Raw genomic sequence first — 14,127 nt, forward strand, 5'->3', positions numbered from 1 at the left:
CCATCCATCACAGGGCGCTCACACCATACAGTCGCCCCCCGAGCAACCGTTCGGATAGCCACCAAAACACTTCCCCGGCAACCCTTCCGAACGCAACCAACTCCCGCACACCAGCCCTCCCGCACCGAACACGGGGGCGCGAACGCGCTAGTGCTTCAGCGCGAGCCCGCCGTAGGCGCCCGACAGTTCCGGCTGCGAGCCCACATCCGCAGGGTTCTCCGGCCGCCAGAGCGGGAGGTGCACCAGGCCCGGGTCCAGGAGTTCCCAGTCGCCGAAGTACGCGGCGATCTCGTCCCTGGAGCGCAGCACGATCTCGGTGGAGGTGCGGCCCGACAGCTTCTGCGCCTCCAGCACCTCGGCGGGCTGGCCGTCGGCGGTGGCGTGGGTGATCGCGAGGTAGCTGCCGGGCACCACGGCGTCCTGGAGGCGGGCCACCCGGGCAGCCGGGTCGGCCTCGTCGGGCACGAAGTGCAGCACCCCCAGCAGCAGCACCGCGATGGGCCGGTCGAAGTCCAGCAGCCGTGTCGTCTCCGGATCGGCCAGGATCGCCTCGGGATCGGCGACGTCGGCCTGGATGACGCTCGCGTACTTGTTGTCGGCCAGGATCGCCTGGCTGTGCGCGACCGCGACCGGATCGATATCGGCGTAGACGACCCGCGCTTCCGGATTGCGGCCCTGGGCCACCTCGTGCACGTTGCCGACCGTCGGAATGCCGGAGCCGAGGTCGAGGAACTGCGTGATCCCGGCGTCGACCAGGCCGCGCACGCACCGGCGCAGCAGGTCCCGATTGGCGCGCATGACCTCGGCGACGTTCGGCGTGAAGGATTCGATCTGGCGGGCCAGCACCCGATCGATCTCGAAATTGTGCATACCGCCCACGAAATAGTCGTAGACCCGCGAGGCACTGGGCCGGTCCAGGTCGATCCCCTCGGGCGCCCAACTCGGTCTGGTCATCGAAACCTCTCTGGAGAACACGTCACCCGCCGCCGCGGGTACCGGAAGGCAAAGCATCGCAATCGTATTCGAGCAGCCGGCGAAACACGCGTGGTTCACACGTGTCGGACCGCCGGACTACGATCAATCTTTATGGCGTGGGAAGGGTCAGGTGACGTCCTGCACGCCGAACTGGCGGAGCGTTGGGCGGCCGCACTCGGCGGCGGGACCCGCGATCACGTCGTGCCCCTGAGCGTCGGCGAGGTGCGGGAACTGCTGGCCGGGCTGGCCGCCGAACTCGATGCCGTCGCCCGCACCGGCGGCACCGCGCGCGCCGGCGCGGCCGGCGTGCGGCTGGCGCGCGCACATTTCGTCGGCGACGAGGTCCTCGGCCGCAGCATCGACGTGCTGACCACCCATTTCGCCGCGACCGGCGTACCCGGCGATCGGACGGGCGAGGTGCTGGCCGCGTTCGCCACCGGCTATATGCGCGCATTCCGGGCCTGGCTGCTGAGCGAGCAGGAGAGCGTGCGCACCGCCGATATCGCGGCCCGGCGCGCGGCCGAGCAGCAGCTGCGCGCCAGCGAGGCGCGGCTGCGGGGCGTGTTCTCGCAGGCCGGAATCGGCACCGGACTGTCCGATATGGCCGGCCGGATCATCGAGGTCAACACCGCTTTCGCCAGCATGCTCGGATACAGCCGGGAGGAAATGGCCGAACTCAACGTCGCCGAACTCACCCACCCCGACGATTCGCCCGGCATGTGGCAGCTCTACGCCGGGGTGCTGCGCGGCGACCACGACAACGTGCAGTTGGAGAAGGCGTACCGGCACCGCGACGGCCACACGGTGTGGACCAACATCAACGTCTCGCTGATCCGCGACGAGCAGGGCCAGCCGCAGTACACGCTCGTGCTGGTGGAGGACATCTCCGAACAGCGTGCACTGCGCGAGCGACTGCACCACCGCGCCCACCACGACCCGCTCACCGGCCTGGCCAATCGCACCCGCTTCTTCGACGCACTCGCCGCCGCGTTCGACGACCCCGAGGCCCTGGTCGGACTGTGCTACGTCGACCTCGACCACTTCAAGGCCGTCAACGACACCTTCGGGCACGCCTCCGGCGACGAACTGCTGACCCAGGCCGCCGACCGCCTCGCCGCCTGCGTCACCGGACCGGACCACATCGTCGCGCGCATGGGCGGCGACGAATTCGTGGTGCTGGTGCCGCGGTCGTCGGGCAACGGCGAACTGGCCCGGCTCGCGCGGAGCGTGCTCGACGCCTTCGCCGCGCCGTTCGACATCCACGGCCACCGGCTCACCGTCACCGCCAGCGTCGGGGTGACCGCCCAGCGCTCCGGGCGCACCACGACCGACGAACTGCTGCAGGCCGCCGACACCACCATGTACTGGGCCAAGGCCGACGGGCGCGGGCGCTACGCGGTGTTCGACGCCGACCGTCGCCGCCGCGAGCACACCCGATCCGAACTGACTGCGGCCATGCCGGTGGCGCTGGGTCGCGGCGAGTTCTTCCTCGACTTCCAGCCGATCGTCGCGCTCGCCGACCGCACGCCGGTGGCGGTGGAGGCGCTGGTGCGCTGGCGGCATCCGGAACTGGGCACCCTCACGCCCGCGCGGTTCGTGGATCTGGCCGAGGACAGCGGGCACATCGGCGCGCTCGGCATGGTGGTGCTCGAGGACGCCTGCCGTGCCGCCCGCGACTGGTACGACCGTTTCGGATCCCGCACACCGGTGCTCAGCGTCAACGTCTCCGCGGCCGAGGTCGCCGATCCGGCCTGGCTGGACGGGGTGCAGAACCTCGTGGCCGAGACCGGGGTCGAGCCCGCGCGGCTGCAGCTGGAACTCACCGAACGGGCGTTCATGCACGCCTCGGGGCGGCCGCTGCAGGCCCTGCGGACGCTGGCCGAGGCGGGGGTGCGCATCGCGATCGACGATTTCGGTACGGGCTACTCGAATCTCGCGTATCTCGGGCGGCTCCCGCTGCACGTGGTCAAGCTCGCCGGGCCGTTCATCCACCGCATCCGCACCGCCGGCGCCGCGGGCCGCAGCGATCTGCTGGTGCTGCGCACCATCATCGACCTCTGCCACGAGCTCGGCCTCACCGTCACCGCCGAATGCGTCGAGACTCCCCATCAGGCCGAACGGCTACTGGAGCTGGGCTGCGACACCGCCCAGGGCTGGTACTTCCACCACCCGATGCCCAGCGAGCGGATCACCGACCTGCTCGCCGGGGCACCGCCGGGTCAGTAAGTCATTCGGTCGTTTCGACCGTTCGGGCGCCGTGGATCCGAGGGAGGTGGACATGTGTCCTTCCGGGGGAAGTGAACAAGATGGCGTGAACCGTGTCACACCCGCTTCCCCTGGTAGAACGTGTTAGCCCGGTCAGTGTGACCGTGCGGGGTTCAGCACGCTGGTCACGCCACGTCGCCACGCACATTAAGATCTGCGGCTCCCCGCCCCCACGACGGCAACGTGTTGCACACTTAGTCACTATGCTCTGGATCTACTACGGGATGTTCCTCCTCCTTCTGGAGGGCGAAAAACTCTTGGAGCAGATCCTGCAACAGTAGGTTCCCCACCACCCCGTCACTCCAGCACTCACCCCCTCTGTCCAGCGCCCACCGGTCCGGCCAGCGCCCACCCCGTCTGTCCAGCACTCACCCCCTCTGTCCAGCGCCCGCCGGTCCGGCAGCGCTAATCCCGTCCGTCCAGCCGTCGATCACAACCGTCACCGGTTCACCTACGCGATGGCCATCGAAGACCCGAACATTGTTGAGTACGGTCTTGGAATTCAGGTCCGGCTGCACTGGTCACGGCGTTCGGCCTCCGATTCACCGGTCGTCTCCCACAGAGCGCGACATCCACGCCCACTCGGTGCTCCGAACATGCCGTCGCGCCTACAGGCTGGTCCGATTTCGACTCTAGGCCACCGAACAAACCCGCCCCACACTCCCGACACACCAGCCCGCCCACATTCCGGCATATCAGCTCGCTCCACATTCCCGGCACGCTTTTGGCCGGGATCTCCACCGTGCGTGTGGATTCCAGCCAACAGGGTGGCGAAAATATCGGAGGATCGTCCGCTACGTAGCGCCGAAGGTTTCGGCGAGTATTTCCGCTGCGGATTCTGGAGCGTGGACGTCGAAGTGGAGTCGGGGGCCGTCGAAATGCAAGGTGAATCCGAAGAATGGGCAGCAGTGCTGTTCGGCCGCCGCCAGTGCCGCAAGCGAACTCGCTCGATCGGCCGATATCGTCAGGCGCAGGCCGTTCGGGAGGGCGACCCGTTCGGCGCCCTCGATCACCCTGTGCCACTGCTCGGTTCGCTCCGCCTCCGCGGCCCTGTCGAGCGAGCATGCAATGGGCGCGGCCCGCCACGAATCCCCGGCCACGGCCGGACCGCCCTCGCCCAGCCCGCATTCGTCATCGCACGGCCCGTCCCGTTCGGGCAGCGCATCGAGCCGCCGCAGCGCCGACCGCACTCCCCCGGCGAAATCCGCCAGCTCGGCCAGCCGCCCCTCGACCCTCTCCAGGCTCGCGGCGACCCGCGGCCGCAGCTCCGATTTCACCTCGGCACAGGCGCCGCCGTCCCACACGGCGAGCACCTCGGCGATATCGGCCAGCGGCAGCCCGAGTTCCTTCGCCGCACCGATGACCGCCAGCCGCCGCAACGAATCCTCCTGGTAGACCCGATATCCCGCCTCGTTCCGCGCGGCGGGCACCAGCCCGGCACCCTCGTAGTACCGCAGGGTGGTCGCCGGGACGCCGCTGCGCTCCGCCAGCTCCGAAATCCGCATCGTACGCACACGTCGACGGTAAACCTTCGATTCGACTGGAAGGTCAAGCCTGATGACGGTCACGCTTCGGCCACGTACTCCTCGATCGAGATCACCTGCGCCCGAATGCTCGGGTCATGCCGCCACAGGATGTCGGAAGTCGCCCACGATACAGCGCCTCAGCGATCCGGGAAGGACACCACGAATGCGGCCCCGATCAGGGCGGCGCTGATCACGGAGATGACGGCGATACTCCACATGTGAACCCTCTTCAGTTGGGTGCCAAGCGAATTCAACCTACCGTGAGCCGAGTCACACTGCCACTCGAACGGAATCCGCCCAGGCCGCAGGAGAATCCCCGCGCGCGGGGCCCACAGCCCCTCGATCTCTTTGCTGTTTTCAGTCCGACGGCACCGTACACAGCCGCGGCAGCCCAACATTCTGCGCATCAATGTTCAGATGCGCATATCAAGGTATAGGTATTGAATAAGCCCTGGCCACATCGCCGAGCATCCTGAACATGCCCCGATCCGCCGAATCCCACAGCAACACAACACTTCCCGCACCCCGTGCTGGCTCCCGCACCCCGTACACGTCATGTGCGGGGTGCGGGAACGGGTGCGGGGTGCGGGAAGCTGTCGGCGGTTAGCGGTTGCGGCGGTCGCGCTTCTCGCGGACGCGGACCGAGATGCGCACCGGGGAGCCGTCGAAGCCGAACTCCTCGCGCAGGCGGCGTTCCAGGAAGCGGCGGTAGCCCGCCTCGAGGAAGCCGGTGGTGAACAGCACGAAGGTCGGCGGGCGCGTGGTCGCCTGGGTGGCGAAGAGCACCCGCGGCAGCCGGCCGCCGCGCATCGGCGGCGGGGTCGCCGCGACGACCTCCTTGAGCCAGGAGTTCAGGCGACCGGTCGGGATGCGCTTGTCCCACGACTCGAGCGCGGTTTCCATTGCGGGAACGAGCTTCTGAACCGCTCGCCCGGTCTGGGCGGAGATGTTCACCCGCTGCGCCCAGGGCACCTGCACCATCTCCCGGTCGATCTCGCGCTCGAGCTGATACCGGCGATCCTCGTCGACCAGATCCCATTTGTTGTAGGCGATCACGAGGGCCCGGCCGGAATCGGCGACCATGCTGATCACCCGCAGATCCTGCTCGGTGATCGGCTGTGCGGCATCGATCAGCATGATGGCGACCTCGGCGGCCTCGATGGCGGCCTTGGTCCGCAGCGACGCGTAGAACTCGGTGCCGCTGGCATTGGCCACCTTGCGGCGCAGTCCCGCCGTATCGACGAAACGCCATGGCTTACCGCCCAATTCGACCAGCGAGTCGACCGGATCGACGGTGGTTCCCGCGACGTCGTGCACCACCGAGCGCTCGTCGCCCGACAGCTTGTTCAGCAGGCTGGACTTGCCCACATTCGGCTTGCCGACCAGGGCCACCCGGCGCGGGCCGCCGACCCCGCCGCCGCCCTCCCGCGGCGTCTCCGGCAGCACCTCCAGCAGGTCGTCGAGCAGATCGCCGGTGCCGCGGCCGTGGGAGGCGGAGACCAGCCGCGGCTCCCCCAGCCCGAGCGACCACAGTGTGGCCGCCTCGGCCTCCAGCTTCTCGCTGTCCACCTTGTTGGCGACCAGGATCACCGGAGTCTTGGAGCGGCGCAGCACCTTCACCGCGGCCTCGTCGGTCGCAGTCGCGCCCACCGTCACGTCGACGACCAGGAGGATGGCGTCGGCGGTCCGCATCGCCAGCTCGGCCTGCCGCGCCACCGCCTGCTGCAGCCCTTTCGCGTCGGGCTCCCAGCCGCCGGTGTCCTGCACCAGGAACCGTCGGCCGGACCAGGACGCCTCGTAGGAGATGCGGTCGCGGGTCACGCCCGGCACGTCCTCCACCACGGCCTCGCGGCGGCCCAGAATCCGGTTCACCAGAGTGGATTTGCCGACGTTCGGCCGCCCGACGACGGCCACCGTCGGCATCGGGACGTGCTCGTGCGCCTCGACGTCGCCCTCGAGATCCGCGATCTCCCACTCGGTTTCGTCGGTCCAGACCCCGTCGCTGGCGAAGGTCTCCTGGGTCATTGCCGACCTCCTGCCGAAACCTGCTGCGCCACAACCTGGTACAGCTCGTCGATGACCTGGTCCCGGGTGAGCTCGCTGGTGTCGACCAGCACCGCGTCCGGGGCGGGACGCAGCGGCGAGACGGCTCGGGTGGAATCCAGGTTGTCGCGGCGCTGCACGTCGGCGAGCACCGCCTCGTAGTCGTCGCCGCGCCCCTCGGCGATGTTCTGCTGATTGCGGCGCCAGGCCCGCGCCTCCGCGGACGCCGTAAGGTAGATCTTGGCGTCGGCGTCGGGCAGCACGACCGTGCCGATATCGCGGCCCTCGACCACGATCCGCCCGGCGGCGAGCGCGATCTCGCGCTGCAGCGCCACCAGTTGCTCGCGCACCTCGGGCACCGCCGACACCGCGGACACCGCGCGGGTGACCGTGTTGCCGCGAATCTCCCCCGACACGTCCTCGCCGTCGAGTTCGATCACCTCGTGGCTCGGATCGGTGCCGACGGTCAGCGGCAGATCCTTCACCGCCGTGGCCACCGCGGCCGCGTCGGCCGTATCCACGGCGCCGCGTAGCACGCGCAGTGTCGCGACTCGGTACATCGCACCGGTATCCAGATAGCGCGCACCCAGCCTGGTCGCCAGTCGTCGCGACACGCTCGACTTGCCGGTGCCCGACGGGCCGTCCATCGCGACGATCAGCGACGACGACCGGGACAGCTCGATACCGTCCACGACGACCCCTCCTGCCTGCACACCCTTCACACCGACACCGCCTCTCACAACGACACCGCCTCGTAGAGCTTTCCGATTTCGCCGCGACCGAGCACCCGCAGCGTGCCGGGCCGCTGGTCGCCGAGCGCGACCGGGCCGATATGGGTGCGCACCAGCGCGATCACCGGATGGCCCACCGCGTCCAGCAGCCGCCGGACGATGTGCTTGCGCCCCTCGTGCAGCACCACCTTCACCAGCGATTTGCCCTCGCCGACCTCCAGCACCGTGAACTTGTCTACCGTCGCCGGGCCGTCGTCGAGCTCCACGCCCGCGCGCAGTCGCTTGCCGACCTCGCGGTGGACCTCGCCGTTCACGGTCGCCAGATAGGTCTTGGCCACCTCGAACGACGGGTGCATCAGCCGATGCGCGAGATCGCCGTCGTTGGTGAGCAGCAGCAGCCCCTCGGTCTCGGCGTCCAGGCGGCCGACGTGGAACAGTCGCTGTCCGGCCATCACGCGCTCGGCGACGATATCGCCCACGCAGGGGCGGCCCATCTCGTCGGACATGGTCGACTGGAAACCCTTGGGCTTGTTCAGCGCCAGGTACACCTGTTCGTCGCGCACCACGATCCGCACCCCGTCGACGCGCACGACCGCGGTGTTCGGGTCGATGCGCAGGCCCTGCTCGCGCACGATGGCGCCGTCGACCTCGACGCGGCCCTGTTCGATCAGTTCCTCGGCGACGCGGCGCGAGGCCACTCCGGCCTTGGCCAGCACCTTCTGCAGGCGCTCGCCCTCGCCCCACGGCAGCTTCTTCGGGCCGGTCTGCTCGGGCTCGGCGTGCTGGTGGCGTGCCGGTTTGGCGAAGCTGAGCACGGTCGGCTGCTTGCGCTTCGCCTTCGGCTTCGGATTGCGGCTGGGCGCGGGCTTGGGGGTCAGCGGCCGCCCGCCGCCGATACCCGATTTCCCTGCGAACGAACGGCTTTCACCGCGCCCGGGCAGCGCGTCGGGCACCCGGCGCCCACCCCCGCGCGGCTGAGATCCGCGGTCTGCCTTCCCGGAGCCACGCTCGCCGCGCGAGTTCGCGCCACGGTCCGACTGGAATCCCCCACGCCCGCCGGCGGATCCACCCCGCCCAGAGCCGTAGCCACCACGACCGCCCGTGGAATCACCACGGCCGGATTCGAAACCACCACGGCCGGAACCGAAACCACCACGACCGCCCGGAGACCCACCACGACCGGAATCGAAACCACCACGACCGCCCGTGGATCCACCGCGGCCGGAATCGTAGCCGCCACGACCGCCCGTGGAATTATCGCGGCCCGAATCGAAGCCGCCACGACCTGGGCCTGACCGACTGCGTCCCGCGCCGTAGTCGCGCCGGTCACCACCGGCGCCGCCGCGATCCTGGAAGCCGCCCCGGCCCGACTGCGAACCAGCGCGACCGGACTGAGAGCCGCCGCGGCCGGAGTCGTAGCCACCCCGCCCGCCTGCGGCCGACCCGCCGCGCCCGCCGCCGAAGCCGCCGCGATCGTCGCGGCCCGCGCCACCACGGTCCTGGGAGTAGCCGCCCTGCGATCCGCCGCGACCACGATCGGATCGGTCCGATCCCCCGCGCCGCGCGCCGAAGCCGCCGCGATCGCCCTGCTCGCTCCGATAATCACCGCCCCCGCTGGCCCCGCCGCGCCCTTCAGAACCGCCGCCGCTGGCTCCACCGCGCCCCGCGTATCCACCGCGTCCTTCGGAACCGCGCGGGCTGTTCCCCCCGCGCCCCGAGTTTCCACCGCGGCTGTCGGCGCCGCCCCTGCTGTTTCCTCCGCGGGGTGGTTCCGCGCTGCGTTTTCTGCGATCCGGTGTGCCATCTCGGCGAGCGGGTGTATTCACGGTGTCCTGTCAATCCTCGGAGCCGAGGTCGATATCTGCCTCGGCGGGTTTCTTCAGTCTGGTGTACCGCGGATCGGTCTCCAGGCTCTCGTTGATCTCATCGATCAGGTCGACGCCCGGCAGCAAGGGCGCCAGCGACGGCAATTCCGCCAGCGACGCGAGCCCGATCCGCTCCAGGAACAGCTCGGTGGTGATGTACTGGGTGCCGTTGGTCTCCGGATCGGTCCCGGCCTCGGCGATCAGCCCGCGCGCCACCAGGGTGCGGATCACACCGTCCACGTTCACACCGCGCACGGCGCTCACCCGTGCTCGCGTAACCGGTTGACGGTACGCGATCACCGCCAGCGTCTCCAAAGCGGCCCTGGTCAACTTGGAGCGCGCGCCGTCGAGCAGCATGCGCTCGACGTAGGGCGCGTAGTCGGTGCGAGTGTAGTAGCGCCAGCCGTCGCCGACGAACCGCAGGTCCATCCCGCTGCCCCGCGCGGTCAGCTCCGCCGACATCTTCCGCAGCGCCTCCCCCACCCGCTGCTCGCTGTCGTCCAGCGCCGACGCCAGCAATTCGACCGGCGCGGGCGCGTCCACGATCAGCAGCATCGCCTCCAGCGCGGCCCGGAATTCGGCGTCGTCGAGGGCGTCCGGTTCCGCGGGCTCGTCCACGTCATCGGGATCGGCGGCGGCGTTCGCATCGGCAGGCGACGTCCGGTCGGCATCGGAGATCGTGTCGACATCACCGAAGGCATCGAGATCGACAATGACGTCGCGAGCCGACGACGATGCGGCCGCACCAGCGCCCTCCCGATCACCGGAGACACCGACGGAACCAGCGTCATCGCCGGCGTCGAAAGCGGCTGCGGTGTCAGGATCAGCGTCGCCCTCGGCATCCGCGCCGAACGCACCACCGGGGCCGGTACCCCGATCACCGATTACCGAGTCCCCCGCCTGACCGGGTGCGCTCTCGGTGCCGCGCTCCGGACCGGCGCCCACGGCCTCCACCGCGCCGCGTCCGGTCGGCTCCCCTGCGTCGGTTTCCGCCATCGTCACCCGTAATCCTCGTCGATTGTGATCTCCTGCGCCGGTTGATTCCCGTCCGATTCGCCGAGCCAGCTGACGGCGAGCGGGCCGAGCGGGTCGGGCTGGTCGAATTCGATCGTCTTGCCGCGGTACAGCTCGAGCAGCGCCAGGAAGCGGGCGACGATCTGGATCGGCACGGCGCAGTCGGCGCACAGCTCGCGGAACGTGGTCCAGCCCCCCGCCCCGCGGTCCTTCAGCATCTCCAGCACCAGCGCGGCTTGCTCGGCCACCGAGATGGCGTGCGCGTGCAGATGGTCGAGCCCCACCTTCGGCACCGGTCGCGGCCGGAACGCCGTGGCGGCGATCTCCGCGAAGCCGGCGGCGTCGACACCCAGCGTAACCTCCGGCAGCAGGTCCAGAAACCGCTCCTCCAGCGAGACAGCCCGCGGATACCGCCGCAGCGCGGCCTGCTCCAGCTCCCCCAGCAGCTCGGCGACCTGCTTGAACGCCCGGTACTGCAGCAGCCGCGCGAACAGCAGGTCCCGCGCCTCCAGCAGCGCCAGGTCGTCCTCGTCGGTGACCTCGCCGGACGGCAGCAGCCGGGCCGCCTTGAGGTCCAGCAGCGTCGCCGCCACCACCAGGAACTCGGTGGTCTGGTCGAGGATCTTGTCCGCGCGCAGCGTGGGGTCGGCGTCCAGGCTCGCGGTCAGCACCTTGGTGTAGGCGATGAACTCGTCGGTGACCTTGTGCAGCGCCACCTCGGTGACGTCCAGGCGCCGCTGACTGATCAGCTGCAGCAGTAGGTCGAACGGACCCTCGAAGTTGCTCAGCCGCAGGCGGAATCCGGTCGATCTGTCCGAATTGTCCGGGGCGGCGGCATCGTTCGCCGCCGAGTCCGGAGTCGGCTCGGCGGGCGGGGCGGGGTCGATCGAATCCTGGGCGGCTGGTGTGGCCGGTTCCGTCACCGGCCCGACCGGTAGATGACTTCCCGTGCCATCGCCCGATACGCCGTCGCGCCACCGGATTTCGGCGCCCAGGTGGTGATCGGCTCACCCGCGACACTGGCATCCGGGAAACGTACGGTCCGGTTGATCACGGTGTCGTACACCAGATCCCCGAACACCTCCACCACCCGGTTCATCACCTGCCGCGAATGCAGCAATCGCGCGTCGAACATGGTGACCACGATGCCCGACAGGCTCAGGCGGGGGTTCAGCCGGTCCCGCACCTTCTCGACGGTGTCGGTGAGCAGGGCGAGCCCGCGCAGCGAGAAGTACTCGCACTCCATCGGGATGACCACGCCGTCGGCGCAGGCCAGCGCGTTGACCGTGAGCAGGCCCAGTGACGGCTGGCAGTCGATGAGGATGTAGTCGTAGCTGCCCCGCAGCGGGGCCAGCGCGCGACCCAGCGTCTGCTCCCGGCCGACCTCGTTGACCAGCTGTATCTCCGCCGCGGACAGGTCGATGTTGCTGGGCAGCAGGTCCATGTTGTCGACCTTGGTCTTCAACAACACGTCGCTCGCGCTGGCCCGGCCGCCGACCAGTAGGTTGTGCACGGTCAGGTCGAGGTCGTGGTGGGCCACGCCGAGACCGGCCGATAACGCACCCTGCGGATCCAGATCGACCAGCAGCACCCGGCGGCCGTACTCGGCCAGCGCGGCGCCGAGATTGATGGTGGAGGTGGTCTTGCCGACGCCGCCCTTCTGGTTGCACATGGCGACGATCTGCGCCTCCCCCTCGGCGGGCGCCGGAGGAGGTTCCGGAATCTCGCGCAAGGGGCGTCCGGTCGGTCCGAGTTCCGTGCCGTCCGCCACGATGTCGTTCGCCTCCCATAGTGTTTGGGCCGCCTGCTCTGTCCGCGGGCCTGACCGGGTCTGTGAAAGCGGGTCTGCCGCAGCGCTCATCGGCGGCTCGGCCGCACCGGCTGTCGTCATATCCGCTGCTCCTTCAATTTTCCTGCCCAATGCCCCACCGAGCGAGCGGGACAGTCCCGCCTGGCGCTCCCAGGGTCGCACCAGGATCCCCATAGACGCTACCGCTTCCGAGCGCAAGACCTACGCTCGGACACGCTCTGCGAACATGCCGCGGCACGCCTGGACGTCGAGTGTGACCATGAGTACGGCGTTGCCGTCAACAGTAACCGCGGCACCGGAGACCACGGCCGATTCCGCGGCGAATCCACTCCGGGCCCTCATCGCGCCCGCGGGTGCGCGGTGGCCCAGACTTCGTGCAGCGTGTTCACCGTGACCAGCGTGTAGATCTGCGTGGTCGTCACCGACGCGTGCCCGAGCAACTCCTGTACCACGCGGACGTCCGCGCCGCCGTCGAGCAGATGCGTGGCGAAGGAATGGCGCAGCGTGTGCGGGGACACCGCGGCGCCGATTCCGGCCCGCTCGGCCGAATCCTGCAGCACCTGCCAGGCGCTCTGCCGGGACAGGCGGCCGCCGCGCGCGTTGAGGAACAGCGCAGCGTTCCCCTTGCCGCGCAGCGCCAGCGCGGGACGGCCGCGGACCAGATAGCGGTCCAGGGCGTCCAGGGCGGGGCGGCCGATCGGCACCATGCGCTGCCTACCGCCCTTGCCGTGCAGAATCACGGCCCGGTCGCCGACATCGATGTCGTCGACGTCGAGCCCGACCACCTCGGAGATGCGCGCGCCCGTGGAGTACAGCAGCTCCAGCAGTGCGCGGTCCCGCAGCCCGCGGGGTCCGCCGTCGGCCTCCCCGGCACCGCCCGCCGCCTCCAGCAGCGCCGAAACCTGGTCGTAGGGAAGTGCTTTCGGCAGCCGCCGGGCCGGAGCCGGGGGCTTGACCGCATGGGCGACATCGGCCGTGGCGATGCCCTCGGCCGCCGCGAACCGGTGCAGCCCGCGCACCGCGACCAGCCCCCGCGCGGCCGAACTGGCGGCCAGCGGCGGATATCCGTTGCCTCCCGCCCGCAGCGCCACCACGAAATCCGCGATATCGCCCTCGCCGACACCGTCCAGTCCCTCGATCCCGCGCTGCGACAGAAATTCCCGATACCGATCCAGATCGCGCCGATAGGCGCTGGAGGTGTTGCGCGCCGCGCCCCGCTCGACCGTCAGATGGTCGAGATATGCCTCGATCTCCCGCTGCAACACCCGCCGCCCCCTTACCGCCACCGCATCCCGCCGACCGGCACGACCGACCGGTTCGACGCGAGCGGCAAGGTTTCGGCATTCACGGCTCACATAATGTCAGCCCACCCCACCCAGCGCAGACCGAAACGCGCCCACCCACCAGCCGCCCTCCCCCGCGGTTCCCGCACCCCGCATTGATTCACGCACCCTCTCCAGCGCGTGCACCGGGTGCGAGAGCGCGCGCCGGGTGCGCGAACCGGGCGGTCCCGCCTACAAACTCAACGCCGCCCGCAGCCGGGTGTCCAGGGCATCCATCTCGTCGGCGCTCAGCTCACCGGCCAGCTCCGCCAGCCACACCCGATACACCCGATGAAACTCCAACGCGTCCGCCCACCCGTGACAGGTGTGAATAGTCAGCACGTGCCCCGGATCCGCGTCGACGATCGGCACCACGTGCAGCCAGCGGTAGGGCGAGACGATCACCGCGGGGTCCGACACCAGGACGACGGTGGTGCGTCGCGGGGCCGGGGTGCCGTCGGGCAGGACCGGGGCGTACTGCCAGACCTCGCCGCGTCTCATGCGGCGCCGTGCGCGCGGGGAATCACCGGTGGAATCAGGATGACCGGCACCGGGCTCAGCTCGCGCATACGCTCA

12 protein-coding genes are annotated in these 14,127 nt (G+C 69.7%); 1 reads left to right on the forward strand and 11 read right to left on the reverse strand.

What is annotated here, in order from left to right; genetic code table 11:
* Window positions 1-147: 147 nt before the first annotated feature.
* Window positions 148-954: an SAM-dependent methyltransferase gene (locus ACYVLQ_RS02260; RefSeq protein ID WP_460695666.1), complete on the reverse strand. Its 807-nt coding sequence runs from the start codon at window positions 952-954 to the stop codon at window positions 148-150.
* A gap of 132 nt (window positions 955-1,086) precedes the next feature.
* Here ACYVLQ_RS02260 and ACYVLQ_RS02265 point away from each other — a divergent pair, with 132 nt between their 5' ends.
* Window positions 1,087-3,201: a putative bifunctional diguanylate cyclase/phosphodiesterase gene (locus ACYVLQ_RS02265; RefSeq protein ID WP_460695667.1), complete on the forward strand. Its 2,115-nt coding sequence runs from the start codon at window positions 1,087-1,089 to the stop codon at window positions 3,199-3,201.
* Between the two features lie 833 nt (window positions 3,202-4,034).
* Here ACYVLQ_RS02265 and ACYVLQ_RS02270 read toward each other — a convergent pair.
* The 10 genes from ACYVLQ_RS02270 to ACYVLQ_RS02315 all read right to left on the reverse strand — a co-directional run bounded on the left by ACYVLQ_RS02270 (window position 4,035) and on the right by ACYVLQ_RS02315 (window position 14,052).
* Window positions 4,035-4,745: a MerR family transcriptional regulator gene (locus ACYVLQ_RS02270; protein ID WP_460695711.1), complete on the reverse strand. Its 711-nt coding sequence runs from the start codon at window positions 4,743-4,745 to the stop codon at window positions 4,035-4,037.
* Between the two features lie 624 nt (window positions 4,746-5,369).
* Window positions 5,370-6,791, reverse strand: coding sequence for a ribosome biogenesis GTPase Der (der, locus tag ACYVLQ_RS02275; protein WP_460695668.1), 1,422 nt, complete (start codon window positions 6,789-6,791; stop codon window positions 5,370-5,372).
* Window positions 6,788-7,456 (reverse strand): (d)CMP kinase, encoded by a 669-nt coding sequence (gene cmk / locus ACYVLQ_RS02280; protein ID WP_460695712.1) that lies wholly within the window; start codon window positions 7,454-7,456, stop codon window positions 6,788-6,790. Before cmk ends, der begins: the two co-directional genes overlap by 4 nt.
* Window positions 7,457-7,545: 89 nt before the next feature.
* Window positions 7,546-8,493, reverse strand: a complete 948-nt coding sequence (locus ACYVLQ_RS02285; protein ID WP_460695669.1) for a pseudouridine synthase — start codon at window positions 8,491-8,493, stop codon at window positions 7,546-7,548.
* The gene (locus ACYVLQ_RS02290) at window positions 8,415-9,215 is read right to left on the reverse strand and encodes a hypothetical protein (RefSeq protein WP_460695670.1); all 801 of its coding nucleotides are present in this window, start codon (window positions 9,213-9,215) and stop codon (window positions 8,415-8,417) included. Before ACYVLQ_RS02290 ends, ACYVLQ_RS02285 begins: the two co-directional genes overlap by 79 nt.
* Window positions 9,216-9,375: 160 nt before the next feature.
* Window positions 9,376-10,023 carry an SMC-Scp complex subunit ScpB gene (gene scpB / locus ACYVLQ_RS02295; protein WP_460695713.1) on the reverse strand — a complete coding sequence of 216 codons (648 nt, stop codon included), beginning with the start codon at window positions 10,021-10,023 and terminating at the stop codon, window positions 9,376-9,378.
* Window positions 10,024-10,403: 380 nt separating this feature from the next.
* The gene (locus ACYVLQ_RS02300; RefSeq protein ID WP_460695671.1) at window positions 10,404-11,342 is read right to left on the reverse strand and encodes a segregation and condensation protein A; all 939 of its coding nucleotides are present in this window, start codon (window positions 11,340-11,342) and stop codon (window positions 10,404-10,406) included.
* The gene (locus ACYVLQ_RS02305) at window positions 11,339-12,280 is read right to left on the reverse strand and encodes a ParA family protein (protein ID WP_460695714.1); all 942 of its coding nucleotides are present in this window, start codon (window positions 12,278-12,280) and stop codon (window positions 11,339-11,341) included. Before ACYVLQ_RS02305 ends, ACYVLQ_RS02300 begins: the two co-directional genes overlap by 4 nt.
* A 287-nt stretch (window positions 12,281-12,567) precedes the next feature.
* Window positions 12,568-13,494, reverse strand: a complete 927-nt coding sequence (gene xerD / locus ACYVLQ_RS02310) for a site-specific tyrosine recombinase XerD (protein WP_460695672.1) — start codon at window positions 13,492-13,494, stop codon at window positions 12,568-12,570.
* Window positions 13,495-13,743: 249 nt separating this feature from the next.
* Window positions 13,744-14,052 carry a hypothetical protein gene (locus tag ACYVLQ_RS02315; protein WP_460695673.1) on the reverse strand — a complete coding sequence of 103 codons (309 nt, stop codon included), beginning with the start codon at window positions 14,050-14,052 and terminating at the stop codon, window positions 13,744-13,746.
* Between the last annotated feature and the right edge of the window lie 75 nt (window positions 14,053-14,127).

The sequence above is a fragment of the Nocardia thraciensis genome, assembly GCF_054782435.1.

Coding starts and splice junctions, on each gene's coding strand:
- ACYVLQ_RS02260 (WP_460695666.1), bottom strand. CDS start 954: ATGACCAGACCGAGTTGGGCGCCCGAGGGGATCGACCTGGACCGGCCC.
- ACYVLQ_RS02265 (WP_460695667.1), top strand. CDS start 1,087: ATGGCGTGGGAAGGGTCAGGTGACGTCCTGCACGCCGAACTGGCGGAG.
- ACYVLQ_RS02270 (WP_460695711.1), bottom strand. CDS start 4,745: ATGCGGATTTCGGAGCTGGCGGAGCGCAGCGGCGTCCCGGCGACCACC.
- der (WP_460695668.1), bottom strand. CDS start 6,791: ATGACCCAGGAGACCTTCGCCAGCGACGGGGTCTGGACCGACGAAACC.
- cmk (WP_460695712.1), bottom strand. CDS start 7,456: ATGGACGGCCCGTCGGGCACCGGCAAGTCGAGCGTGTCGCGACGACTG.
- ACYVLQ_RS02305 (WP_460695714.1), bottom strand. CDS start 12,280: ATGAGCGCTGCGGCAGACCCGCTTTCACAGACCCGGTCAGGCCCGCGG.
- ACYVLQ_RS02315 (WP_460695673.1), bottom strand. CDS start 14,052: ATGAGACGCGGCGAGGTCTGGCAGTACGCCCCGGTCCTGCCCGACGGC.